25 protein-coding genes and 1 pseudogene are annotated in these 23632 nt (G+C 69.2%); 15 read left to right on the plus strand and 11 right to left on the minus strand.

From position 1 onward, the window contains the following. Window positions 1–756, minus strand: a 756-nt coding sequence (locus ACFFCN_RS14450; RefSeq protein ID WP_375492707.1) for a serine/threonine-protein kinase, incomplete at its 3' end; no start/stop codon positions are given. A gap of 136 nt (window positions 757–892) precedes the next feature. Between ACFFCN_RS14450 and ACFFCN_RS14455 the strand changes: the two genes are divergently transcribed. Further along, window positions 893–1774, plus strand: a complete 882-nt coding sequence (locus tag ACFFCN_RS14455; RefSeq protein WP_375492709.1) for an alpha/beta fold hydrolase — start codon at window positions 893–895, stop codon at window positions 1772–1774. Here the strand turns inward: ACFFCN_RS14455 and ACFFCN_RS14460 are convergent, their stop codons facing one another. Together ACFFCN_RS14460 and ACFFCN_RS14465 are read right to left on the minus strand one after the other, a co-directional pair. After that, window positions 1775–3118 (minus strand): MFS transporter, encoded by a 1344-nt coding sequence (locus ACFFCN_RS14460; protein WP_375492711.1) that lies wholly within the window; start codon window positions 3116–3118, stop codon window positions 1775–1777. Window positions 3119–3217: 99 nt separating this feature from the next. After that, entirely contained in the window at window positions 3218–3991 is a 774-nt protein-coding gene (locus ACFFCN_RS14465; RefSeq protein ID WP_375492712.1) for a class I SAM-dependent methyltransferase, read from the minus strand. Window positions 3992–4056: 65 nt separating this feature from the next. Here ACFFCN_RS14465 and ACFFCN_RS14470 point away from each other — a divergent pair, with 65 nt between their 5' ends. Beyond that, a complete protein-coding gene (locus tag ACFFCN_RS14470; RefSeq protein ID WP_375492713.1) occupies window positions 4057–4536 on the plus strand; it encodes a universal stress protein in 480 nt (159 codons plus the stop codon). Between the two features lie 11 nt (window positions 4537–4547). Here the strand turns inward: ACFFCN_RS14470 and ACFFCN_RS14475 are convergent, their stop codons facing one another. After that, window positions 4548–4853 carry an STAS domain-containing protein gene (locus ACFFCN_RS14475; RefSeq protein WP_375492715.1) on the minus strand — a complete coding sequence of 102 codons (306 nt, stop codon included), beginning with the start codon at window positions 4851–4853 and terminating at the stop codon, window positions 4548–4550. A 183-nt stretch (window positions 4854–5036) separates the two neighbouring features. Between ACFFCN_RS14475 and ACFFCN_RS14480 the strand changes: the two genes are divergently transcribed. The 4 genes from ACFFCN_RS14480 to ACFFCN_RS14495 all read left to right on the plus strand — a co-directional run bounded on the left by ACFFCN_RS14480 (window position 5037) and on the right by ACFFCN_RS14495 (window position 7963). Beyond that, window positions 5037–5327, plus strand: coding sequence for a hypothetical protein (locus ACFFCN_RS14480; protein ID WP_375492717.1), 291 nt, complete (start codon window positions 5037–5039; stop codon window positions 5325–5327). A gap of 151 nt (window positions 5328–5478) precedes the next feature. After that, window positions 5479–6147 carry a sigma-70 family RNA polymerase sigma factor gene (locus ACFFCN_RS14485; RefSeq protein WP_375492719.1) on the plus strand — a complete coding sequence of 223 codons (669 nt, stop codon included), beginning with the start codon at window positions 5479–5481 and terminating at the stop codon, window positions 6145–6147. 21 nt (window positions 6148–6168) lie between these two features. After that, the gene (locus ACFFCN_RS14490) at window positions 6169–7101 is read left to right on the plus strand and encodes a hypothetical protein (protein WP_375492721.1); all 933 of its coding nucleotides are present in this window, start codon (window positions 6169–6171) and stop codon (window positions 7099–7101) included. 79 nt (window positions 7102–7180) lie between these two features. After that, entirely contained in the window at window positions 7181–7963 is a 783-nt protein-coding gene (locus ACFFCN_RS14495; RefSeq protein WP_375492722.1) for an MFS transporter, read from the plus strand. A gap of 296 nt (window positions 7964–8259) precedes the next feature. Here ACFFCN_RS14495 and ACFFCN_RS14500 read toward each other — a convergent pair whose 3' ends face one another. After that, the gene (locus ACFFCN_RS14500; protein ID WP_375492724.1) at window positions 8260–9459 is read right to left on the minus strand and encodes an amidohydrolase family protein; all 1200 of its coding nucleotides are present in this window, start codon (window positions 9457–9459) and stop codon (window positions 8260–8262) included. Window positions 9460–9951: 492 nt separating this feature from the next. Between ACFFCN_RS14500 and ACFFCN_RS14505 the strand changes: the two genes are divergently transcribed. Continuing rightward, a complete protein-coding gene (locus tag ACFFCN_RS14505; RefSeq protein ID WP_375492726.1) occupies window positions 9952–10533 on the plus strand; it encodes a YybH family protein in 582 nt (193 codons plus the stop codon). Window positions 10534–10558: 25 nt separating this feature from the next. Here ACFFCN_RS14505 and ACFFCN_RS14510 read toward each other — a convergent pair whose 3' ends face one another. Next, window positions 10559–11473 carry a LysR family transcriptional regulator gene (locus ACFFCN_RS14510; protein ID WP_375492728.1) on the minus strand — a complete coding sequence of 305 codons (915 nt, stop codon included), beginning with the start codon at window positions 11471–11473 and terminating at the stop codon, window positions 10559–10561. A 541-nt stretch (window positions 11474–12014) separates the two neighbouring features. Here ACFFCN_RS14510 and ACFFCN_RS14515 point away from each other — a divergent pair. The 4 genes from ACFFCN_RS14515 (at window position 12015) to ACFFCN_RS14530 (ending at window position 15112) form a co-directional block, all read left to right on the plus strand. After that, window positions 12015–13343, plus strand: coding sequence for a nucleotide disphospho-sugar-binding domain-containing protein (locus ACFFCN_RS14515; protein ID WP_375492730.1), 1329 nt, complete (start codon window positions 12015–12017; stop codon window positions 13341–13343). Between the two features lie 143 nt (window positions 13344–13486). Further along, window positions 13487–13972, plus strand: a complete 486-nt coding sequence (locus tag ACFFCN_RS14520; RefSeq protein WP_375492752.1) for a helix-turn-helix domain-containing protein — start codon at window positions 13487–13489, stop codon at window positions 13970–13972. An 82-nt stretch (window positions 13973–14054) separates the two neighbouring features. Continuing rightward, window positions 14055–14963, plus strand: a complete 909-nt coding sequence (locus ACFFCN_RS14525; protein ID WP_375492732.1) for an alpha/beta hydrolase fold domain-containing protein — start codon at window positions 14055–14057, stop codon at window positions 14961–14963. Beyond that, entirely contained in the window at window positions 14960–15112 is a 153-nt protein-coding gene (locus tag ACFFCN_RS14530; RefSeq protein ID WP_375492734.1) for a nitroreductase/quinone reductase family protein, read from the plus strand. The genes ACFFCN_RS14525 and ACFFCN_RS14530 overlap by 4 nt, the downstream gene beginning before the upstream one ends. Here the strand turns inward: ACFFCN_RS14530 and ychF are convergent. Beyond that, window positions 15109–16182, minus strand: coding sequence for a redox-regulated ATPase YchF (gene ychF / locus ACFFCN_RS14535; RefSeq protein ID WP_375492736.1), 1074 nt, complete (start codon window positions 16180–16182; stop codon window positions 15109–15111). The two genes, ACFFCN_RS14530 and ychF, sit on opposite strands and share 4 nt — an antisense overlap. Before the next feature lie 84 nt (window positions 16183–16266). Between ychF and ACFFCN_RS14540 the strand changes: the two genes are divergently transcribed. Then, window positions 16267–17682, plus strand: a complete 1416-nt coding sequence (locus ACFFCN_RS14540) for a DNA recombination protein RmuC (protein ID WP_375492738.1) — start codon at window positions 16267–16269, stop codon at window positions 17680–17682. 39 nt (window positions 17683–17721) lie between these two features. Beyond that, the gene (locus ACFFCN_RS14545) at window positions 17722–18522 is read left to right on the plus strand and encodes a lipase family alpha/beta hydrolase (RefSeq protein WP_375492740.1); all 801 of its coding nucleotides are present in this window, start codon (window positions 17722–17724) and stop codon (window positions 18520–18522) included. Between the two features lie 9 nt (window positions 18523–18531). Here the strand turns inward: ACFFCN_RS14545 and ACFFCN_RS14550 are convergent, their stop codons facing one another. From ACFFCN_RS14550 to ACFFCN_RS14560, 3 genes are read right to left on the minus strand one after another with little or no spacing between them, the layout of a single operon-like run. Then, the gene (locus ACFFCN_RS14550; RefSeq protein ID WP_375492742.1) at window positions 18532–19353 is read right to left on the minus strand and encodes an ABC transporter permease; all 822 of its coding nucleotides are present in this window, start codon (window positions 19351–19353) and stop codon (window positions 18532–18534) included. Then, window positions 19350–20321, minus strand: a complete 972-nt coding sequence (locus tag ACFFCN_RS14555; RefSeq protein ID WP_375492744.1) for an ABC transporter ATP-binding protein — start codon at window positions 20319–20321, stop codon at window positions 19350–19352. Before ACFFCN_RS14555 ends, ACFFCN_RS14550 begins: the two co-directional genes overlap by 4 nt. Continuing rightward, complete coding sequence (locus ACFFCN_RS14560; RefSeq protein WP_375492746.1) at window positions 20318–21424, minus strand: transcriptional regulator; 1107 nt, start codon at window positions 21422–21424, stop codon at window positions 20318–20320. The genes ACFFCN_RS14555 and ACFFCN_RS14560 overlap by 4 nt, the downstream gene beginning before the upstream one ends. Window positions 21425–21589: 165 nt before the next feature. Between ACFFCN_RS14560 and ACFFCN_RS14565 the strand changes: the two genes are divergently transcribed. Further along, window positions 21590–22255: a DUF6542 domain-containing protein gene (locus tag ACFFCN_RS14565; protein WP_375492748.1), complete on the plus strand. Its 666-nt coding sequence runs from the start codon at window positions 21590–21592 to the stop codon at window positions 22253–22255. A 9-nt stretch (window positions 22256–22264) separates the two neighbouring features. On the opposite strand, the gene ACFFCN_RS14570 is transcribed toward ACFFCN_RS14565, so the two are convergent. Next, a complete protein-coding gene (locus ACFFCN_RS14570; RefSeq protein WP_375492750.1) occupies window positions 22265–23257 on the minus strand; it encodes a 4-hydroxy-3-methylbut-2-enyl diphosphate reductase in 993 nt (330 codons plus the stop codon). 43 nt (window positions 23258–23300) lie between these two features. Here ACFFCN_RS14570 and ACFFCN_RS14575 point away from each other — a divergent pair. Next, window positions 23301–23632 (plus strand): annotated as a pseudogene (locus tag ACFFCN_RS14575) (hypothetical protein); the annotation flags it as partial.

Raw genomic sequence — 23632 nt, forward strand, 5'->3', positions numbered from 1 at the left:
GTTCGACGGGATGTGCGGATCGCGCTGCAACCGCGCCATCGCCGCCTCCAGCGGCGGCCCGTCGAACGCACGGGTACGGGTGAGCGCCTCGAGCAGCACCAGCCCGAGCGCGTAGACGTCGGCAGGCGGCCCGACGGCCGATCCCCGTGCCTGCTCGGGCGCCAGGTAGGAGGCGGTGCCGAGCGTGAACTGCGTGCCCGTCAGACCGCCCGCCGCGTCGCCGACCAACCGGACGATGCCGAAGTCCGACAGCCGGGCGCGCATCGTGGGCGTCCCGGTCGTGGCGTCCGTCCCGAGCAGGATGTTCGCCGGTTTCACGTCGCGGTGCACGAGGTTGGCGGCGTGGATGTACGCGAGCGCCGAACCGATCTGCGCGGCGATCAGCCGCGCGTCGCCCACGGACACGGCGTCGCGTTCGATGGCCTCGGCCAGCGTCGACCCGTCGATCAGTTCCATGACGAGGTAGGCCGGCTCGCCGGCATGCTCCGCGCCCAACGACCCGTCGTAGAGGGTGATGAGGTTCGGGTGCGCCAGCCGCGCGAGGGTCTGCAGCTCGGTGCGCTGCCGCGCCGCACCGGCTGCGGTGTCCGGAGTCGGCGAGACACGGCGGAAAACCTTGATCGCGACGTCGCGGTCGAGCACGTCGTCGTGTGCGCGGAAGACCTCGGCCATGCCGCCGGCGCCGACGCGGTCGAGGACCCGGTAGCGGCCGCCGATCAGCCAGCCCGAGCCCCCGTCCCCGGAATCGGCGGTCATCGGCTCGCGGGCGCGGCGTGGCGCGCGGGGTCGTCGGTGAACACGTCGGCCCATGATTCCGAATGGCCGCGCGGTGGTCGAACCGGGGCGTCCCGGCTTCTCAAGAATTGGTACGCACGCTGGCTACCGTGACGTGATGCAGACGGTACGGACAGGCGTGCTCGACATCGCGTACGAACCGCACGGGCCGGCCGACGGGTGGCCGGTGGTGCTGCTGCACGGGTTCCCGTACGACGCGCGTTCCTACGATGCGGTGGCCGCGGCGCTGGCCTATGCCGGCGCGCACGTCGTCGTGCCGTATCTGCGCGGCTACGGACCGACCCGCTTCGCCGACGACGCCACGCCCCGCTCCGGACAGCAGGCCGCCCTGGCGCACGACCTGCACGACCTCATCGACGCGCTCGGGCTGCACCGCCCCATCGTCGGCGGCTACGACTGGGGCGGCCGCGCAGCGTGTCTGGTGGCGGCGCTGTGGCCGGATTCCGTCTCCGGCCTGGCGACGGTCGGCGGCTACAACGTGCAGAACATCGCGCGGGCCGCCGTCACCCCCGCGGCGCCGGCCGACGAGGCCATGGCGTGGTACCAGTTCTACTTGCACTCCGAGCGCGGCCGGGCCGGACTCACCGCCAACCGCGCCGACATCGCTCGACTGCTGTGGCAGCAGTGGTCACCGCGGTGGCAGTTCACCGACGCGGAGTTCGCAGCGACCGCGGCGTCGTTCGACAACCCGGATTTCGTCGACGTCGTCGTGCACTCCTACCGACACCGGTACGGGCTGGTACCGGGCGACGCGGCGTACGACGACACCGAAGCGGCCATCGCGCAGCAGCCACGCATCGACGTGCCGACCGTGGTCGTCGAATCGCTGCACGACGGTTTCGGACCGCCGGAGGCCCGCGCGCACCACGCAACGCACTTCTCCGCGCTGGTCGACGTCCACTATGTCGACGCGGGCCACAACCCCCCGCAGGAGAGCCCAGCGGAGTTCACCGCGGCAGTGCTTGCCCTGGCCGAGTAATCAGGCGGTTGCGGGCGCAGCGGTACGCACCGGCGCGGAGGCGCTCGTCCGGCGCAACGTCTTGCCGGTGGTCTCCGGCGCCATCTTCTGCGACACGACACCGCCGATGACGCACAGCCCGGTGCCGATCAGCATGCACGGCGCGATTCCCCAGTGATCGATGCCGATCGGCAGCAGGAATGTGCCGGCTGCAGCGCCGAGCCGGCTGGTCGCGGCGCCGATGCCGACCGCGCTGGAGCGAACCTCTGTCGGGAAGATCTCGATCGGGTAGACGGCGGTCAGGTTCCCGTTCACGGCGTTGAAGAACGAGAACACCGCGAACGCGGCCACCGTGATCGCCCCGGGCGCGCCGGTCCACAGACCCACGACGGCCAGCGCGCCGGCCATGATCCAGAACGGCGGGATGAGCTGCGTGCGCCGGCCGACCCGCTCGATGGTGAGCATGCCGACGAACGCCCCCACCGCAGCGATGGCGTTGGCCACCAGCGTGCCGATCTCCGGGTTCGACAGATTCAAGGACTTGAAGACGGTGGGTGCGAACGTGAAGATCGCGAAGTACGGCGCCACCTGGCACGACCAGAACACGCAGACGAACACCAGCCGATGGAGGTGCTCGCGGGTCAGCAGCGCGCGGTAGCCCTGTTCGGCACGCGGCTCGTCGTACTCCTCCTGCTCGAAGTAGGCGTCGCCGCCGAGGTACTTGTCGATGATCGCCCGCGCCTCCTTCTCCCGGCCCTGGCCCATCAGCCAGCGCGGCGATTCGGGCATGCCGATCCGGGTGAGCAGTGTGGCGACCGCGGGCACGACGCCGAGCGCCAGGGCCCAACGCCAGGACAACCCGACCTCGTCGATCAGCACGTAGGCGACGACGACTGCGGCGAGGTAGCCCGTGTACCACCAGACGAGCAGGCCGCACAGCCGCCGCCCCCTGCCGCGCGCCGGCGCGACCTCGGCCAGCAGCGCCGCACCGATCGAGTACTCCGCGCCGATCGCGAGGCCCAGGGCGATGCGGATGACCAACAACTGCCACGCATCGCTCACGATCGCCTGCAGGGCGTTCAGCACGACGAACGCGATGATGTCGGCGATGAACGGGATGCGCCGCCCGTACCGGTCGGTCAGGTAGCCGGCGATCGGGCCGCCCGCGAAGATGCCGATCAGCGAGGACGCGCCGAGCAACCCGGCCATCACCGGTCCGACTCCGAGATCCGGCGTCAGCGACACCAGGACCACGCTGATGATGCCGAGGTCGAAACCGTCCAGACCCTCGCCCCAGGACGCGGCCAGGGTCAGCCTGCGCAGGAAGCCGTGGTCGATCGCCGGTTCACTGCGGACGTCGCTCATGGAACCTCCCGGCAGCGGGAAGCCCCGCTCCCAAATGTTGTGCTGCAACGCTCGCGGTCGAACGGTGTCCGTTCGTGCTTGCCCACGCGACGTGGTGCGCTACCGGCCGGGCTCCGCGACGACCAGGCGCAGCGACCCCGCGTACTCGGATCGTTCGCGCAGGTACCCGAAGCGCTGGTCCCACTCGCCGCTGTCCAGATCGGCGCGCAACCGTTGCACGGACCGCTGGGCCTCGGCCTCGTCCACCAGCCCCCAGGCGGACTGCGCCAGCCGCACGTCCGCGTCCAAGAACTGTTCGGGCCGCGCGTACAGGGCCTCGCCGAACCAGTCCGTGCAGTCGATCGGGATCGGTACGGTCTGGATGCGCGCGCGACCGCCCAGCACGTCGCACACGCACGTGAGCGACGGATAGCGCACTCGCTCCTTGGCGATGACGCCCGGCGCGTACTCGGCGAGCCAGAACTGCGCCAGCACCTCGCCGTCGAAAGTCATGATCACCACCGGTCCGCGGGATACGCGACGCAGCTCGCGCAGGCCTGAGTCGAGGTCCGGCCACTGATGGATCGTGATCGTCGCCATCGCCGCGTCGAACGTGTCGTCGGCGAACGGCAGCGACTCGGCCACGGCGTCGACGGCCGGCTCCCGGTCGGCGGGCCGTTGCGCGCGCATCGCGGCCGACGGTTCGACGGCGGTGACCTCGCGGTCGTCCGGCTCGTAGCTGCCGGCGCCGGCTCCGACGTTAACGACGGTGCGCGCGTCACCCAGCGCCGCGTGCACGTACGCGGCGATGCGCGGGTCGGTTTGTCTGTGCGCCGCGTACCCGGCGCCGCCGCGCTCGTAGTCGTAGTCGCCGGCCGGCGTAGCGCGCGTCATGGCTGCCTCACTGCAGGGATCGTGCCACTCGCGCGGACTCGCCCGAGCGGTGGCAAGCTCGACCCATGACCAGTGCACAGAAGCAGCCCGTCATCCTGGCCTGTTACGACGGTTCGGAGGGCTCGCGCGCTGCGTTGGCAGCCGCCGCCGGCATGCTCGCACCGAGTCGAGCCGTCGTCCTCACCGTCTGGGAGACCGTAGAACTGCGGCTCACCCGGCTGGCCGCCTTCGGCAACATCCCCATCGCGGGCAGCACTGCGGATGCCGACGAGCAGGAGCAGGCCGCGGCGCAGCAGGCCGCCGAGGAAGGCGCAGCCCGTGCGGTCGAGCGCGGTTTCGAGGCGGAGGCGCGAATCGCGCAGGCGACGGAGTCGGTGTGGCGCACCGTCGTCGAGGTCGCCGACGAGATCGACGCGGACCTCATCCTCGTCGGCTCGCGTGGCCGCGGGACGTTCGGCGGCGCAGTACTGGGCAGCACCTCACACGGAGTGTTGCAACATGCCCGTCGCCCGGTCCTTGTCTCGCCGGAGTCCGAACGACACTGAGTGGCGGTTCGTCAGTCGAGGATCTGGAACTGCCCGTCGAGTGCGGTCACGGCGAGCAGATTCTTCACCTGTCGGCTCGGGTGCTGGAGCACGAGCTGCCCGCCGCCGCTGCGCAATTCGTCGCGGGAGCGGATGAGCATGCTGAGCCCGACGGAGTCGATGAACGACACCCCGGCGAGGTCCAGCGTCACCACCCGCTTGTCGGTCTCGCCCTGGCCGATGGCCGCGACATAGAGGTCGTAGGCGGAGGTGACGTCCACGTCGCCCTGCACCACGAGGGTCGTCGCATCCGCACGGTGTTCGACGTCGATCAGCACAACAGCGTTCTGCCCACCGTGCGTGCCGGGCTGACCGGAGCCGGCTCACGCCGGTTAGTTACTCGTGAGTTGGGTACGTTCGCCGGGTCTAGTGCCGTCAGGAATGCGCGGTCGTACATGACGCGCGGCTCATCGTGGCCCGCGCGGGCGCACGTCGCCCTTCCCGATTCGTAAAGGACGCACATGACTGCAACGACCCAGAATTACAGCGGCACCGGAGACCACGCGCTTGTGCGCGAGCAAGCACCCAAGTCGACGGAGACCAAGGCCGCGTTCAAGACAACCGAGTTCATCGCCTACCTCGGCGCCGTGATCGCCGTCATCGTGACCGCGCTCGTCATCCGCCACACCAGCGGCCACAACGACTACTTCCGCGCCGACCGGGCCATCTTCTACATCGTGCTGCTCACCATCGGCTACCTCGGCAGCCGTGGCCTGGCGAAGTCCGGCAGCCACGAAAGCCGCAACCACTGACGCCCTGACCGATCCGAAAACGGGGGCCGTGACTCACACCGAGTCGCGGCCCCTGTGTTCCGGCGTGAATGTGCAGACAGTTCCGGGGCGGCGTGCTCGGCATCGACGCTACCCGCAAACTGCCGGGCTAGCGCTATCACCGCAACGGCGGGTGGCCCGCCGGGTGGTGCTCGACGACGCGAGCGTCCCGCTCGTCGACAGGCGATGGCGCGAGTACGGCATCGATGCGCGCTGCGCGCATCGCAACCAACTGCAACAAGAACGGGTCCGGCTGCGTGAGATAGTCATGCTTAGGCAGTTCCAGGACAGCGAGGACGCCACGGACACACCGGTGGACCCCGCGGCGGACCCGCCAGGGTTCGTCGACTTCGTCGCACACCATCGCACCGGGCTGGTGCGGTACGCGGCACTTCTCACCGGCTCTGCCGGCCACGGTGAGGACATCGTGCACGACGTCCTGGTGCGTCTACTGCCGCGCTGGGAGCGGTTGACCGACCCGCTGCCCTACGTCCGTCGATCGATCACCAACGAGTACGTCTCGTGGCGACGGCGGTGGAGCACGCGCAACATCACCTCGGCCGAGCACACCGACCTCGATCGGCCGGCGGAGGCCCCGGCCGAGACGCGGCCCGATCCGCAGATGTGGGCGGCCTTGATGGCACTGACCAGATCGCAGCGCACGGCGCTCGTCCTGCGCTACTACGAGGGCCTCGACGATCGCGAGATCGCCGACGTCATGGGATGTCGCACACCCACGGTGCGCAGTCACATCCACCGCGGCATCGCCGCGATCCGCACGATCCTGACCAACGAGAGCTGACGAGAAGAAACGGCGATCACCATGCATGACGACGAGATCGAGCAGCGGTTGCGTGCGGCAATGACCGACGACGCGCGACACATCAGCCCCAGCCGTGTGGCGGACCGGCTGTCCGTGGCAACCTTGACCGCGTCCGACGACGCCCAGGCGGCACCGGTCGCGTTGATGGCAGCGCCGCACCCGACGAGGTGGACCGGCTGGCGGCTTGCGGCGCCATTGGCGGGCGGTGTCGCTGTGGTCGCGCTTGCGGCCGCACTGGCGACGTTCGCCGGGCACGGTGGCGGCCACCATGACGCGAATCGTGGCTTGGCCGCCGCAGCCGGGTCCACCTCGACCGTGCCGGCCATGCGGTCCGTGGCTCCCGCTGGCGGCTACCTCTACGTGCGCGCGTCGGATCCGACCGAGACGCAGCAGACGTGGATCCCCGCCGACCGGTCCCAGGTATGGCAGTTCACGAACTCCAACATGAACGGCGCGGCGCGCAACGACCGCGGCCGCTGCGCCGCCTTCCCGCATTACGAAGACACGAACGGCAAGGTGCCGGGCTGCGACGGCGGTTCGTGGGACTTTTACCGACCAGCATTCGCCGACAGCCTGCCGAACGACCCGCACGCCGTGCTCGCCTCGCTGCGGACCGCGTCGAACGGTCCGCGGGACGCAGACGTGGTCGACACCGCATCGAACTTCCTCGTCGAAGGCTGGGTGCAGCCGGTGGCTGTCGCGAAGATCGTCGCCGCGCTGAAGCTGATCCCCGGTGTCAAGGTCACGTCCACCCCCGAGGGGCAGGTCACCCTGGCGTACAGCGGCCGGGTCAAGCGCACCGTCAGGCAGTTCTGGTCGATCACGGTCGACAGTCACGACCGCGTTGTCGGCGCGAGCTCGTCCTACGGGGACACCAAGCCGCTCACCGAAACGATCACCTACAAGCAGGTGGCCGCGATCGGCGACCGCTAGACGCGGCGAGGGTTAGGGCAAAGGACTCATCGGCGTAGAACGGCGGCTCGCGGCTCGCGGCCCGCATCGCGCACCGCCCGTGCGGATTGTCGGACTGTTCGCTCTGGCCGTCGCAACACTCGCTGGAGTGCTGATCGTGGAACCACGCAGGTCCCATCCATTGATCGACTTACGATTCTTCCGGAGCCCGCCCTTTACCGGCGCGAACACCATCTCCATTGCGATGTCGGCCAGCCTCGGCGGCTTCCTGTTCCTCAACACGCTGTACCTGCAAGATATTCGCGGTCTCACTCCGCTGCACGCAGGATTGGTGATTATTCCGATGACGGTCGGTCAAAGGATCGCGGCCAACCGGTCAGGGCGGCATCTCGCCACGCGAGCCGATGCCCGCTTACCCCCAGCTCTCGGCGGCGCCCTGCTCGCCACCGGCGCCTTCCTGCTGGTCTCCATGACCGCCCGCACCGGCACCGCGCATCTGCTTGCCGCGTACGCGATCGTCGGCGTCGGCGTCGGACTGATCGGCCCTCCCGTGACCACCATCGCCGTCGCCGGCATGCCAGCCGACCAGGTCGGCGTCGGTGGCGCGCTCATTGCTAGCGCCCGCCAGTTCGGAAGCTCCATCGGCGTCGCAGTCACTGGTTCCATCGTGACCAGCACCGGGTCGGGTTTCGTCGACTCGAGCCACACGGCCTGGGTCGTCCTCGGCGGCTGCGGAATCGTCGCCCTGGCGCTCGACTTGCTGAGCACTACTTCATGGGCAAAGACAGCCGCGACCCGCAACGGCCGACGTCTTGCCGACGCCTCGTTTACATCTATTTCTCCCCGGGTTCAGCCCGGGACTTTATCCACCGACGCGGTCTAAGCGGCGGCTACGCGTTCTCGCAGCCAGCGTTGCCTCCGCAGCCCACTGCTGCAAGGTGATGAACCGTTTTTCGGGCACGTCATTTGCCAAATTCCTGGAGGGAACGGCTGTTCATGGCGCCACGGATAGCCACCGCGGTCCTTCGTCACGGCGTGCAGAGGCTCGCGACACGCGCACGATCGTCTGGTTGGCCGATGTCATTGCTCAAAGCGCAAACCGGTGACGAACGTTAGCAATGACTTGCTCGGCAAGTGCCGACGGGGGCACCGCGCTCTCGAGCTGACAGCGGAGCCTTGTCAGCGCGACAGCCAGATGCGCCACAAGCAACTGGGATCTGATAGCGGATCACCGTGCACCAAGCTGAAGTGTGCCGGTCCGCCGACCACGACCCGGCCAGCAAATTCGTCGCCGAACAGTTGGCCACCTCGCCATGTCGCTGCAGCCAGTGCTTCATGCGGCTCTAACCCGGCACTGACCAGGCTTTGGATCTCCCAAGCGAGTTGATCAGCTCGCAAGGAGCCACCGCCTGCGTCCGTGCCAGCGGCGATCGCCACTCCATGACGCCGAACAGTGACGATGCTGCTGTAGGCAGACTCGCGCCGAGCGGCCAACGATGAAGCCGCGTCGGGTCCGGCGAACCGTTCAGTCCTTGTCGTGCTCCCGAAGCTGGTCCAGGATTCGAATACCGCCAATGTCGCTACAAGGGTCGAGCTGTTCGATGCCATCGTCGCTGCGGTGTCATCATCGATCGCGAACCCGTGCTCGATGCTGTCGACGCCGGCCAGGGCACCAGCGGCAGCGCCAGCCAGACGCGACGCGTGAGCAGCTACTCGCGCGTTGCGATCATGCGCGGCGCGAACCGCGGCCGCGATCTCCCGCACCGAGAACGGAGAAACGTCCTCCTCAGGGCCATCGAGGTAGAGCTTGACCAGATCGGCGCCAGCGTCCAACTGCTCGGTCACCGCGTCAATAAGGTCTGCGCCGTGTTCCAATTCGATGCTCAGGCCCGAAGGGATAGAACCCTTCCGCGTCAGCCAAGTGCCGGCGACCCGTAGGTAGGGGCGGTCTTGTCGGTGCCGCCATCGCTCACGAAGAGTAAGGCTGACCGCACGCCCGTCCCGGCGTGGCGCGCCGACGTCGCGCGCCCACCGGACCCCGGCGCGAACCATAGCTGCACCGTTCTCCTCGCCCGTGAGGAGAAGATCCTCGGCGTCGTCCAAGCCGTGTTCTAACCATCGTGCGCCTCCCGGCAGCGTCAGGTGCGCGTGCGAGTCGACCATCCCTGGCACGATCGTCGCGCCGCTTCCGTCGATCACACGCGCGCCGAGCTCGGCCGGGTCCGGCCCGTCGCCTTCGGTCCAGAGCCCGTCGATGACGTTTCCGAAGACAGACAGAGTGACATCTTTGACCAGCTCTGGCCTCGTGCCATCTGCAAGCGCGGCGCCAGTGATCACCAGCCGGGGTGCATCAACACGTTCCCGCTCAGCAGCCGTCACGATGTCGAACGTCCCATGCAACCCAGTTGAGAGCGAACGTCATAGGCAACTCATATGGGTCGAAAGCCCGGGGTCTGCGCTGCACATCGGCGCGAGGACCAAGTCACGCCGATGATGCCGCTGTAGTGGTCAGTCGTCTCTCGGTAGGGATGCGCTATGACCTCGTACGCCGCACCCGACACCAGCGGTCGACTCTGCATGATCACGAGCACGGCCGCGCGGAGGCTGCACTTCGTCCTGTGGCCGACGGTGCGCCGGCAGCTTCGACCGTCTCCACATAGGAAGCTGCTATCGCGCACCGACTGGCAATTCGTCGTCGACTTAGGTTGGAGACTGCAACCGCCGCCAGCTCACCGCTTGCCGGACGCCACCATCGGCAGACGAGGATCTCTATGAACGCGATCAACGGCCAAGCCGCCATCATGACGACGGGCACGCCCGACCCTGGTTCATCCGTGGCTGGGTCGAGACGTCGTTTCTGTCAACTTTCGTGTGCTGATCCCCCTCCTGAAGGTGTCCGAGGTACTTGGAGCCATCAAAGGCCGCATCGGCATATCGATCGTTGACGTGGCAGCGCCGTCAGTACGCGTCAACGCCGTCCTGTTCTCCGGGACCTGCGCGGGCGACGTCAGGCCCAGCACCCTGGTGCGCCACCACGAATCGCCGGGGCGCTCGGGAGCGAGCTGGATGACGCCTGACGACAGGCACCGCGACCTCTTCCGCCGTCACGTCGAATCGGTGCTCACCGGCGACGCGGACGAGGTCGCAACGACATACGCCCGCGACGCCGTTGTTTTTCACGCCGGCGGAGTGGTCCGAGGTCGCGAGGCGATCCGCTCAATGTACGTCGCGATGTTCGAGTCGGCGGGGATCCCACCGCGGCCGTCCTGGGAGGCTCACGTCGACCACAACGCGATCTTCGCGGTGCTGAAGATCGACGAACCCGACCTGCGACGCAGCGGTTGCGAGACGCTTATCGTGCGCGACGACCTGATCTCTCTGCACACCATGTTCAGCCTGCAATCTGCTGATACGGATGATCAAGCAGAGACGGAGGCGGAGGGTTCGCCGTGACTCCTGGCGACCGAAACCTGAGCAGCTAACCGCGTTTGCGCCGCAGGTCCTGCGCGACTGCCAACAAGCGGCGAGCAGGCGGCGACAACTTGGTACGCCGGTGGATCATGCGCACCGACCACTTCTCCCGCGGCTCGAACAGCCGCGTCTGGACTCCCAGCAAACGCAGTTCCATGCTCTGAGTCGTCGTGACCATCGCGGCGCCCACTCCCGTCGCTACCAAGTGCGGCAGCGAGGGAATGTTGGGTTCGATCATCACGACTTGCGGCTTCAGCCCTTCGCGATGAGCCGCCCGGACAAGTCGGTCTGCCGCAGTGCCTTCCCGGCTGCCGATGAACGGCATCTTGTCCAGAGCGGTCAGATCGACAGCGCGGGTAGGCGTCGCGAACCCGGGCGGAAAGGCCAACGCGAACTCGTAGTGACCGACATCGTGGCCCTCCATGTCGTTCGGGACCGAGACTCTCGGCAGCAGCGCCAACTCGGCTTTACCCGTCCGCACGGTCTCGACGGTCTCGGCCAGGCTCCACGTCGGTATCACGTGAATCTGCGCCGGTGCGTACCGTCTGGTGAATACTTGGGCGAGCGGTGCGAACAGGCTTACGTTCACCCCGGAAGGGATCGCAACCTTGACGGCCTCCGGCTGCTCGCTGCGGGCCGCGATGACGGCCAGCCGGAAGTCGTCAAGATTCTTCAACACTGACCGTGCCTCGCCGACCAGCAGCTGTCCCTCGGGCGTGAGAACGACGCCGCCCCTCGTACGGTCGAAGAGCTGAACTTCCAACTCGCGTTCCAGCTTGCGCAACGCCGTGGACAGGGACGGCTGCGAGATACCTAGGCTGAGCGCCGCCGACGTGACACTGCCGAGTTCGGCGATGCGCACGAAATAGAGCAGGCGCTGCGAATTGTGGGGGCCAAGCCCGCCGAAATCAGGCGACGTCATTGCTTCCCTCCTGCACTGCCCGGCATGAATGATGCTGAAGCCTTGGACGCCGCTCGGGCGGCGTCGCTTGCCGGAGTCAACCCTCAATCATTGTGCCCGGGCGAACCGCCCGTGGTGGCCACCGGACAGGTCCTCGCATCGCAAGACGTCCGCGACGGGGCAAACGTTGCACAACCGGCCGTGCGATAGCTGATGCCTATGACCTGATCGTGCACCCGAGTGGCCTGCAGTCTCGCGCAACGACCAATCTGATCGGGTGAACTCCGGCGTAGACGGGAGTTCGTCGAGAGGCGGTGCGGCCGCAAACAGCCGACCTGGAACGAGGATGCCGATGACGGAGGATCACCTCTAACGTTCGGACTCCCGCCGCCCCAGCACGCGGACCCGGATCTGCGATCTTGGCATTTCGCTACTCGACGCAATTCGATCGTCGGTTGATCAACCGGTCGATAGCGAATGCCTATGCGGGTTGTCCGGGCTCACCCGCGCTGCCTACCTTCGCCCGAGAACCGAGCCGCAACCCGGTGCCCAGGTGTGGCCCGTGAGGCATGCCGGCGGCTACATCCGCAACAAGGAGAACCCGATGAAGTTAGTCGTCGCCGCCACACCCTCGGCCGCGCACGTCGCGCCGATGGCCATGATCGCCGAAGACCTTGCTGCGCGCGGGCACGATGTGACGCTCGTCAGCGGAACTGCTGTACTGCCGTCCAGCAATGCGGTACGCACGGCAGCGTTCGACGCAGACGCCGACTTCGACCTGGACGAGGTCACGCGGGCTGAGCGCGCCCGGCCCGACGCTCCCCCGCCGGGCCCTGAGCTGCTCAACCGGGATTTGCAGTGGGGATTCATCGACCCCGTGCCCGACCAACATCGAACGTTGCAGCGCCTGCTGACGGATGCGGGCGGAGAGCCGGTGACCATTCTTATGGAGAACGGGTTCAACGGCGCGTGGCCGATGCTGCTCGGCGCGCCCGGCCCACGTGCCGACCGAGTGATCGGCATCGGGATCTCGCCGTTGACGCTGTTGAGCGCGGACACGGCACCGTTCGGTCTCGGGTTGCCGCCGGATGCCTCGACGGAGGGCAGGACGCGCAATGCGAAGCTCAACGATCAGGTCAGGCTGATGCTTGCGCCCGCGCAGGAACGGCTCGACCAGGTACTCGATTCGCTCGGCGCCAACCCGGCCCCGTTCCTGTTCGACGGCGGAGTCACGTTACCCGACATATTTCTGGCCCTCACCATCCCGTCGGTCGAATATCCGCGTAGCGATGCGCCGGCGAGCGTGCGTTACATCGGGCCGCTTCCGCTGGCCACGCACGACGAGGGGCCGCTGCCGCAATGGTGGGCCGAGATTGATCAGGCACGTGCCGACGACCGACAGATCGTCGGGGTGACGCAGGGCACGGTCAACAACGGCGACCTGGAGATGCTCGTGTCACCGACGCTACGCGCTCTCGCCGACCGGCCGGACATCTTCGTCGTGGCCGCCACCGGGCGCCCGGACCACGGTCTGACCGATCCGCCGAACGGCCGCGTCGGCGGGTACCTTCCTTTCTCCGCCCTGCTGCCGCGACTCGACGTGCTGGTGACCAACGGAGGCTACGGCGGCTCGCTCGCGGCCCTGCGGCATGCGGTTCCCCTCGTCCTGGCCGGAGACACCGAGGACAAGATCGAGACCACGGCCCGACTCGCATGGAGCGGCGCCGGCATCAACCTCGCGACCGGCCGACCGGATGAAGCAGCCCTGCGTTCGGCGATCGACACGATCCTCCAGGACCCTGATTACCGGTCACGGGCTCGACAGATCAGCACCGAGTCCGCCGGATACGACCCGCTCCAATCGATCGCCGACTCGCTGGACCACAGCTGATCGACTCAGCTGACCAGTCCGTATGGCTCGCGAGCGGACGCCGGTCTTGTTCGGGCGCCATCCTGCAACCACGAACACCCGTCGAAGTGATGACGGTTCCGTCGCGATTCAGCTGGAGTACTCACATGATCAGACGACGCGTGATGCTGGCGGTCGATGACGTGGTCGACAGCGTCATGCGCAGCATCCGTCAGGCGCTGGCTCTGGGCCTCGAAGACCTCTACGCCCAGACGGCAAGCGCGTTTCTGATCCAGCATCTACTGGTCACCTACAGCACGGCCGGTGCGACGTGGACCGGGCGCGAGGACGCGCGGGTACACGCGGTTGTCGACTACCTGCACAGCAACCTGCACCTGGCGATCACCCTGGCGGACATGGCCCGTATCGCCAACCTCAGCGAATACCACTTCCTGCGAGTGTTCCGCGACGCCACGGGACTGACCCCGCGCCGATACCTCAACCAACTGCGCGTGGACGTTGCCCGGCGACGGCTGGCGGAGCCGGTGCTGTCGATCAGCGAGATCGCGACGGTGTGCGGCTTTGGCACTCCAAGTCATTTCTCGTCGGCCTTTCGTGCCGCGACGGGCTTGTCGCCGCGCGCGTATCGGCAGCGGTTGACCGCGCCGTGAACCGCATTCGACCGCAATCGCGGGCAAAATGTCAGCAAGCACGCGAAAGTCTGCATGCGCCCGGCGGCCTAACGTCGTTTGGATGACAGCTGAGCAGCGTGCTGCGGTGAATGACATGTTGCGCGACGGTCCCCTCGACCTCGCCATGCCGGTGGACGCGCAGCGCTCCGTGTTCGAGGAGTTGTTCGGGTCGGCGGAGTTGCCCAGCGACGTGACAGCCACCGACGACGTCGTGGGCGGCGTACCCGTCGTCCGATTCGACTTCTCCGCCCCGTCCACAACAGGCGTGCTGCTCTACATGCACGGCGGTGCATTCGCCGTCGGCAACGCGCGCGGTTCATTGCCGCTCGCGACCGACCTCGCGCGCCGAGCACAACTGCGTGGGTTCAGCGTGGACTACCGGCTAGCGCCCGAGCACCCCTTCCCCGCCGCCAGCCAGGACGTGGTCGCCGCCTACCACGGGTTGATCGAGACCGTCGATTCGACGTCGGTCGTCGTGGTGGGCGAGTCCGCGGGCGGCAACCTCGTGCTGGCGCTGCTGCTCGCGCTGCGTGACGCCGCCGCTCCCCTGCCCGCGGCGGCCGCCGTCTTCTCCCCCGTCGGTGACCTCACGTTGAGCGGCGCAACCATGACGTCCAAGGCCGACGTCGACCCGGTGATCACGGCCGCGGGCCTGCGGCTGCGAGTGATCGACTACCTCGCGGGCGCCGATCCGCGCGACCCGCGGGTGAGCCCTGTCTTCGCAGATTTATCCGGCCTGCCGCCGTTGCTGATCCAGTCCGGCAGCCACGAGGTGCTGCTCGACGACGCGGTCCGGTTGGCCGGCGCTGCCGCTCGAGCAGATGTCGAGGTGCGGCTTGACGTCGTGCCCGGCGTGCCGCATGTCTTCCAGGGGTTCGCGGAGACCCTCGACGAGGGCGCGGCCGCGCTCGACCGGGCCGGTGTCTTCCTGACCGAACATCTCCATCACGCCGCGGGCAGTGACCGATGAGCACATCGTCGGACTCCAACTCCCGCAACATCGAGGAGTTCCGCGCCAACCACGGCCGACTCGGCGGCAGTTTTGCGGGGGCGCCCGTGCTGTTGCTGCACACCCGCGGTCGAAAGGCCAGTTTTTGCAGTGATTCTGGGGTTCGTTAGACGTTGAACCGGAACTCGACGACGTCGCCGTCGGCCATCACGTAGTCCTTGCCCTCGATGCGCACCTTGCCGCGCGAGCGCGCCTCCGCCATCGAGCCGGCGTCGACCAGCTCGTCGTAGGACACGACCTCGGCCTTGATGAAGCCGCGCTCGAAGTCGGTGTGGATCACGCCCGCGGCCTGCGGAGCGGTGGCGCCGCGCGGGATCGTCCAGGCGCGGCTCTCCTTCGGCCCGGCGGTGAGGAACGTCTGCAGCCCCAGCGTGGCGAAACCGACACGCGCGAGTTGGTCGATGCCGGACTCCTGCTGGCCCATCGACTGCAGCAGCTCGAGCGCCTCGTCGTCGGGCAGCTCGATGAGCTCGGCCTCGGTCTTGGCGTCGAGGAAGATCGCCTCGGCAGGCGCGACGAGCTTGCGCAGCTCGCCGGTGACGGCGTCGTCCGCGATCTCGTCCGGGTCGACGTTGAAGACGTAGAGAAACGGCTTCGTGGTCATTAGCGTCAGCTCGCGCAGCGGCGCGGTGTCGAGACCGGAGCCGTAGAGCGTCCTGCCCGTCTGCAGGATCTCCTGCGCCTGCTCGGCGGCGGTGACGACGCCGGCGCGGTCCTTGTGCAGGCGCGCGTCCTTCTGCAGACGCGGCAGCGCATTCTCGATCGTCTGCAGGTCGGCGAGGATCAGCTCGGTGTTGATGGTTTCGATGTCGTCGGCCGGGCTGACCTTGCCGTCGACGTGCACGACGTTCGGGTCGTCGAACGCGCGGATGACCTGACAGATGGCGTCGGCCTCGCGGATGTTGGCGAGGAATTTGTTGCCCAGGCCCTCGCCGGTGCTCGCGCCGCGCACGATGCCCGCGATGTCGACGAAGCTGACGGTGGCCGGCACGATCTTGGCCGAGTCGAACAGCTTGCCCAGCACCGTGAGCCGCGAGTCGGGTACGCCGACCACGCCGACGTTCGGATCGATCGTCGCGAACGGGTAGTTCGCGGCGAGGACGTCGTTCTTGGTCAGGGCGTTGAACAGCGTCGACTTGCCGACATTGGGCAACCCGACGATGCCGATGGTGAGACTCACGTGCCGCGAGTCTACGGACGGCCGCGCCGGGCCTCCGCGCGTCGGAACCGGAAACTGTCGGACGCGGGTGTGAGCATCGAACACATGAACGCATCAGCTCTGCTCGTCGCGCTGCTCATGCTCGCGATCGGCGTCGCCGTCGGCTGGCTCACGGCCCGTAGCCGCGCGCAGTCGGCGGCCGGTGAGGCCGTCACACAGGCGCGCTCCGACGCGTACGAGGCGCGCACGGAGATCGCCGCGCTGCGCGCCACGCTCGCGGCCGAGCGCGGCGCGGCAGCCGAGCGTGCCGAGTCGGCAGCCGACGTCGAACGCCGACTGCGCGAGACGTTCGGCGCCATCGCGAGTGAGGCGCTGAACCGCAACAACGCCGCGTTCGCGGAACTCGCCGCCGAGAAGCTGTCCGGCGCCAAGTCCGCGGCCGAGGGCGATCTCGCCCGGCGCCAGCAGGCCATCGAGTCGCTGGTCACGCCGATGCGCGAATCGCTGGATCGCGTGCAGCACCAGCTCGGCACCGTCGAGAAGGATCGCGCCGGTTCGTACGCGCAGCTGCTCGAGCAGGTCGGCACCATGCGCCAGACGTCCGAGCAGTTACGCGTTGAGACCAAGCAGCTGGTCACCGCGTTGCGCGCGCCGCAGGTGCGGGGGCGCTGGGGCGAGATGCAGCTGCGCCGCGCGGTCGAGGCCGCCGGCATGACCGAGCACGTCGACTTCGACGAGCAGGCCAGCGTGGACGCCCCCGACGGGCGGTTGCGCCCGGATCTCGTCGTGCGGCTGGCGGGCGGCAAGAGCGTCGTCGTCGACTCCAAGGTCGCCTTCGCCGGCTACCTCGAGGCGGTCGAGGCGAAGGACGACGCGACGCGTGACGCGCGGTTGAAGGCGCACGCGCGGCACCTGCGCACGCACATCGACCAGCTGGGCGCGAAGTCGTACTGGGAGCACTTCGCCCCGTCCCCGGAATTCGTCGTCTGCTTCGTACCCGCCGACGCGTTCCTCGACGCCGCACTGCAGCAGGAGCCGGCGCTGCTCGAGCGCGCCTTCGAGCAGAACGTCGTCGTCGCCACGCCGTCGACGCTCGTCGCGCTGTTGCGCACGATCGCCTACACCTGGCGCCAGGACGCACTCGCCGCGAACGCGGCTGAGGTGCACAAGCTGGGCCGCGAGCTCTACCAGCGCCTGTCGACTATGGGCGGGCACATCGACAAGCTCGGCCGCTCGCTGAACACGGTCGTCGGTGACTACAACAAGACGGTCTCCTCGATCGAGAGCCGGGTGCTCGTCACGGCGCGCCGGATGACCGAGCTCAAGGTGGTCGACCACAAGGACCACATCGACGCGCCGCGCCAGGTCAGCGAGGTGCCGCGGTCCGCCCAGGCGCCCGAGCTCGTCGAACAGCGCCTGGTGGCGTTGCCCAAGAATCGCGCGGTGCCGGTGGGGCAGGTCGAGTTGCCGGCGGCCGACGACGCACCCGGGCACCGGGCGGACGAGCGCGCCACGTCCTAACGACCGGCCGTTCACAGGCACGGTCTGCACCATGGACGCGTGCTCGGCTCGCTGTCGCCGGCGCGGCGCAATGCCGTGCTGGCCACCATCGTGCTTCTCGTCGCGGCGGTGGTCGCCGTCATCGTGGTCGTGGTCCACAGCAGCGAATCGACCGCACCGAGTCCACGCGCCGCCGACCAGGATGCGCTCGGCCCGGTGCTGTTGCTGCCCGGCTACGGCGGTTCGACCCGCGGCCTGGACGACCTCGCTGCGGTGCTGCGCCGGCACGGCCGCGACGCGACGGTCGTGCACCTGCCCGGGAACGCGCAGGGCGACCTGAACGCGCAGGCCCGCGCCGTCACCGGCGCGGCCGCCGCGGCGCTGCGCCGCACCGGGCGGCGCACGGTCGACGTCGTCGGCTATTCGGCCGGCGGGGTGCTCGCCCGGCTGTGGGTGCGCAACTACGGCGGCGCGGCCCGCACCCGACGCGTCGTCACGCTCGGCTCACCGCAGCACGGCACGTCGATCGCCGCGCTGGCCGGCTCGTTGCTGCCCGGCGCCTGCCCGACCGCCTGCCGGCAGCTGGCCCCGGACAGCACCTTGCTGCGCGCGTTGAACAGCGGCGACGAGACGCCGGCCGGCCCCACGTGGGTGTCGGTGTGGACGACGCACGACGACGTGGTGTTGCCGCCGTCGTCGGCGTCGCTGGTCGGCGCGTTGGACCTCACCGTGCAGAGCGTGTGCCCGCGCGACACGGTCACGCACTCCGGTCTGCCGACCGATCGCGACGTGCAGGCGATCGTCGCCGCGGAGCTGGCCGCCGGTGCGCCCGCCCGGCCGCGCACCTGCACCAGCGCCTGACGCAAGAGCTCAGGTCTTGATGTCCTTCGTCGCGAAGTTGGCCCATGCGGCGCCGAGGAACACCGCGACGTAGACCAGCTGCAATAGGGCGCCGCGCTCGACATCGCGCCACAGGATCGGGTCGCGGAACAGGTCGATGAACGACAACCAGTACCGCGTCGGCAGATACGGCTGGATCGAGCGCGCGGCGTCGAGCGTCAGCAGCACCGACGAGCCGATCAGGAACGCCAGGGCGCCGAGCGTGGCCGACAGCGGCGAGTCGGTGACGGTCGACAGGAAGAACGCCAGCGCGCCGACGCCGAGCATGGACAACGCGACGTAGGCCATTGCGAGCAGGATGCGTTCGGTCAGCTGCAACGTCGTCAACGCAGTACCGGACACGCTGGTGATCGAATTGAACGCCGTCGCCGGGTCGTTGCCCAACGCCAGCCTGCCGACGACGTACCCGACGCCGGCCACCAGCACGACGGCCACGACGGTGAACACCACGACGGCGACGAGCTTGGCCACCAGCAGCCGCGAGCGGCTGACCGGCCGGGTCAGCAGGTAACGCAGGGTGCCGCTCTGCGCCTCGCCGGACACCGAATCGCCGGCGATCACCGCGACTGCGATCGGCAGGAACAGCGGCAGCACGATCGCGAGCGCCGCGACCGCGAACAGCGCGCCGTTCGCCAGCACCGCGGACAGGAACGCCGGCCCTTCCCCCGGCCGCGGCGCGATGTCGGTGACGCCGAGCAGGATCGCCACGACGGTCGGGATGAGGTTGAGCAGCAGCAGCGTCAGCCAGGTGCGCGGCCGCCGCGCCAGCTTGACCAGTTCGACGCGGATCACGACCCGTCCTCCCGCGCCGCCGGGGCGGCTCGATCCACCCGGTCCGACCCGGCGGACGTGCGTTCCAGCACGATCTGCTCGAGCGTGTGCCGCTCGGCCGCCAGCTCGCGCACCGCGATGCCAGCGCCGACCAGCAGTGCATTCACCGCCGCGGGGTCGCCGCCGCGCACCACCAGCCGCTCGCCGGCGCGATGTTCGACGCGCCCGTCGAGCAGCGCGACCGCGGCCGCCGGCTCCGGCGTCACGATCGTGGTGCGCCCGGTCGGTGCGCGCAGCGTCTCCAGCGAGTCCTGCAGCACGAGCCGACCGCGGTCGAGCACCCCGACGCGGGTGCACATCTGCTCGACCTCGGCGAGCAGATGACTGGACAGGAAGACCGTGGTGCCCTGGCGGTTCAGGTCGAGCAGCAGGTCGCGGATCTCGTGGATGCCCTGCGGGTCGAGCCCGTTCGTCGGCTCGTCGAGCACCAGCAGCTTCGGCCGGCGCAGCAGCGCGGCGGCCAGCCCGAGCCGTTGCCGCATGCCCAGCGAGTACGCCTTCACCGGCTTGCTGCCGACGCCGCCGAGCCCGACCTGCTCGAGCACGTCGTCGATACGCCGGCGCCGCGCGCGCCGGCCGTCCTGGCGCGGGCCGGCACGTTCGAGCAGGTCCAGGTTCACCCGCGCCGGCAGGTAACCGTAGGCGGCAGGTCCCTCGACGAGCATGCCGACCGCGGGCAGCACCGTGCGCGCGGCGCGGGGCATCCGCGCGCCGAGCACGTCGATCTCCCCCGACGTCGCGAGCACCAGTCCGAGCAGCAGCCGCACCGTCGTCGTCTTGCCCGACCCGTTCGCGCCGAGGAAGCCGTAGACGTCCCCCTCGCGGACGTCGAGGTCGACGGCATCGACGGCGAGCGTCGATCTGTACCGCTTCGTCAGGCCACTGGTACGGATGACGGTCGGTCGCCCGGCCGGCTCGGACTGCGTCACCGGCCGAACCCGAAGCCGCCGACCGGGGGCAGCGACAGCACCGCGGTGCGCAGCGCAGCGGCCTGCAAGGTGCCGACGAGCAGCCACCGGGACCCGCGCTCGTTGGACGGCTGCGCGAGCTGCACGTCGATCGGCCCGGCGGCGACCGCGATCCCGTCGGCATCGTTCACCGCGCCCGGCGTCGCGCTCAGTTGCGAGACGACGTTGTCGGCGAGCCGTCCGGGCAGCGGGATCGCGACGAGCACCTCGACCCCGCGGCCGTACACGCCGACCGCGCCCAGCCCTCGTTCGGCGCGGCGCGGCAGACCCGCGATGGACGCGGGCGGGGTGCTGCGGCCGAACCGGTCGACGACAGAGACGACATCGGGGAACGGGTCGCGCTCGACACGCACGCCGACAGCCGGCCGCCACCCGACGGTGGCCGCGGACGGCGCGCCGAGGGTCAGGTCGTAGGTCGTGGTACTCAGGAACGCGGCGCGGTCCTTGCCGTAGACCGCCACGCGCACCGGCAGCCCGTCACCGGGCAGCGCCCACACGTCGATGCGGGTGATCGTCGAGCGCGGGTCGTCGACGCGCACGCGCAGCCCCGCCGCGTCGTGCCCGGCGATCCGGGCGTCGGCCAGGCGCGTGAGCTGCGAGCCGCGGGTGTCAGCGAGCAGGCGTCGCGCGAGGTTGGCCGGTACCAGGTCGTCGGAGCGCGGCAGCCGCACCGGCGCGGCATCGGCGGGCGCTGCCTGCGCGGTGGTCGACTCGTAGTTCCAGCTGACCGTGCCCTGCTGGGCTCGGTGCAGATCGTGCTCACCGGTCGCGTCGATCGTGTCGACGCGCCAGTGCTGCGGATCGCGTTGCCACACGCGCAGCCGCGACGTGCCACCGAACAGGTCGGTCAGGTTGAACGGCCCGGTCGCGGCGGGCAGCGCCAGGCCGCCGGTCGATTGCGCGTAGGACGAGTACGGAACATCCGACGACGCCCGGATGCGGGCGAGCAGCGTCGTGGCCGACACCCGGCTCGTCGCGCTCGGCAGCGCCTGCACGACGACCGGCACCCCCACCAGCGCGGCGACGGCGGCCGCGACCACGGCCCACCGCCAGCGTCGCCTCATACTGCACGGTACGTCCGGCGGGCCTCGCGGGTTCACCGGCGGCCGCCTCGCACGCCGATGAATACGCCATGTGTGTCGACGCCGGTAATCGGCCGTATCTCAGCTGATTCGGTTACGGTTGGGCAACGGCCAGCGAACGTCGTCTCGCCGAGATCTGGAGCCTCAGTGACCAATCCCCCCTACGCCTCGTCTAGCGCGGGCGATGACGGCTGGGGTCCGGCCACGAGCGTCCGGGTCGGCGAAGGACGCCGCACGAGTACGCGCACCGACGCCCGAACCGCCCCTGAGGTCGGTAACGGCCGGGCGCGCACGACGACCCGCGATGACGCGTGGTCGCCGGCCGGTCCGCTGTCCGGTCACGACCAGCGGGCCACCCGGCGGGCCGAGCGCGAACAGGAGCGCCAGGCGGCAGCGCATGCGCGCACCCGTTACGACGCCGAGCAGCTGCGCGCGCAGCAAGTGCCCGAGCGCGGACTGCGCTGGTGGGCGGCGCTGCTGCTGCTCCTCGTGATCGCCGTGGCCGGCGTACTGATCGACAACATCGGGTCGAGCCAGAACCGTGGCGGTTTCAACATCGGCATCGTGGTCGCGTCGGTGATCGCGATCCTCGTCGTCAAGCGCTCGCACATGTTCGCGATCGTCATCGCGCCACCGATCGCCTACTCGCTGATTGCGATGGTCCAGCTGTACTCGACGTCCGGCGGACTGCACGACAAACGCGCGGTGTTCGACGCTGCCGCCAACTATCTGGTCTACGGCTTCCCGGCCATCGCCGCGGCCACCGCAGCCGTGCTCATCGTCGCCGGCATCCGGCTGATCGCCCGCAAGTAACGCGGGGCGTCAGCCCGCGCGCGTGCCGCCCTGCAGCTCACGGCGCAGTTCACGCGGCAGCGCAAACGTCAGCCGCTCCTCCGTGTGCGTGACCTCCTCGATCTCGCCGTAGCCGCGCTCGGCGAGATAGGCGAGCACCTCGGTCACCAGGATCTCCGGCACCGACGCACCGGACGACACCCCCACGGTGCGCACTCCGTCGAGCCACGCGTCGTCGATGGAGTCGGCGTTCTCGACGAGATGTCCGGCGGGCGCGCCGCCGACGAGGGCGACCTCGACCATGCGCACGGAGTTCGACGAGTTGTGCGAGCCGACGACCAGGAACAGGTCGACCTGCGGCGCGATGACCTTGACCGCGGCCTGCCGGTTCTGGGTGGCGTAACAGATGTCGTCGGACGGCGGCGACTGCAATGCGGGGAACTTGGCGCGCAGGGCCTGCACCGTCTCCATCGTCTCGTCGACCGACAGGGTGGTCTGCGAGAGCCAGACGACCCGCTCGGGGTCGCGCACCTCGATGTCCGGCACGGCCTCCGGCCCGTCGACGAGCGTGACGCGCTGCGGCGCCTCGCCGGTGGTGCCGACGACCTCCTCGTGCCCCTCGTGGCCGATGAGCAGGATGTCGTAGTCCTCGGCGGCGAAGCGGCGCGCCTCCTGGTGGACCTTGGTGACCAGCGGGCAGGTGGCGTCGATGGTGCGCAACTGGCGCGCGGCCGCCTGGGCGTGCACCTCGGGCGCGACACCGTGCGCGGAGAACACCACGATGGCGCCCTCGGGGACCTCGTCGTTCTCCTCGACGAAGATCGCCCCACGCGCCTCGAGCGCCTGGACGACGTGCAGGTTGTGCACGATCTGTTTGCGCACGTACACCGGCGCGCCGTAGTGCTCGAGCGCGTGTTCGACGGTCTGGACGGCGCGGTCGACGCCGGCGCAGTAGCCGCGCGGCTTGGCGAGCAGCACCCGCTTGTCCGCGGGCGGGGCGCTCGGTTCGGTACTGGCTGCCATACCTGCGATGGTACGGAGCGAGTGGATGCGGCACGCTGGAGTCATGCACCTGCCTGGCCCCCTGCGCGCCGCCGTCGGTCTCGCCGTCACTGCGGCCGGTGAGGTCAGGCGCCTGCCGGACCGTGCCATCGAGCTGCCCATGCTCGCCGTCAGCACCGCGTTGCAGGTGTCTTTGCGGGCGCAGCAGCGGTACGCGCATCTCGCCGAACGTGGTGACGCAGTTCTCAATCGCCGCGCGGTGGCCGACGACCCACCGCCGTGGGCCACCTTCGACGACCCGATCCTGCCGCCCGCCGACGTCCTGCCCGTGGACGACGTCTTGCCCGTGGACGACGTCTTGCCCGTGGACGACGTCTTGCCCGTGGACGACGTCTT

Source organism: uncultured Jatrophihabitans sp. (genome assembly GCF_964246335.1).
Lineage (GTDB): Bacteria > Actinomycetota > Actinomycetes > Mycobacteriales > Jatrophihabitantaceae > Jatrophihabitans.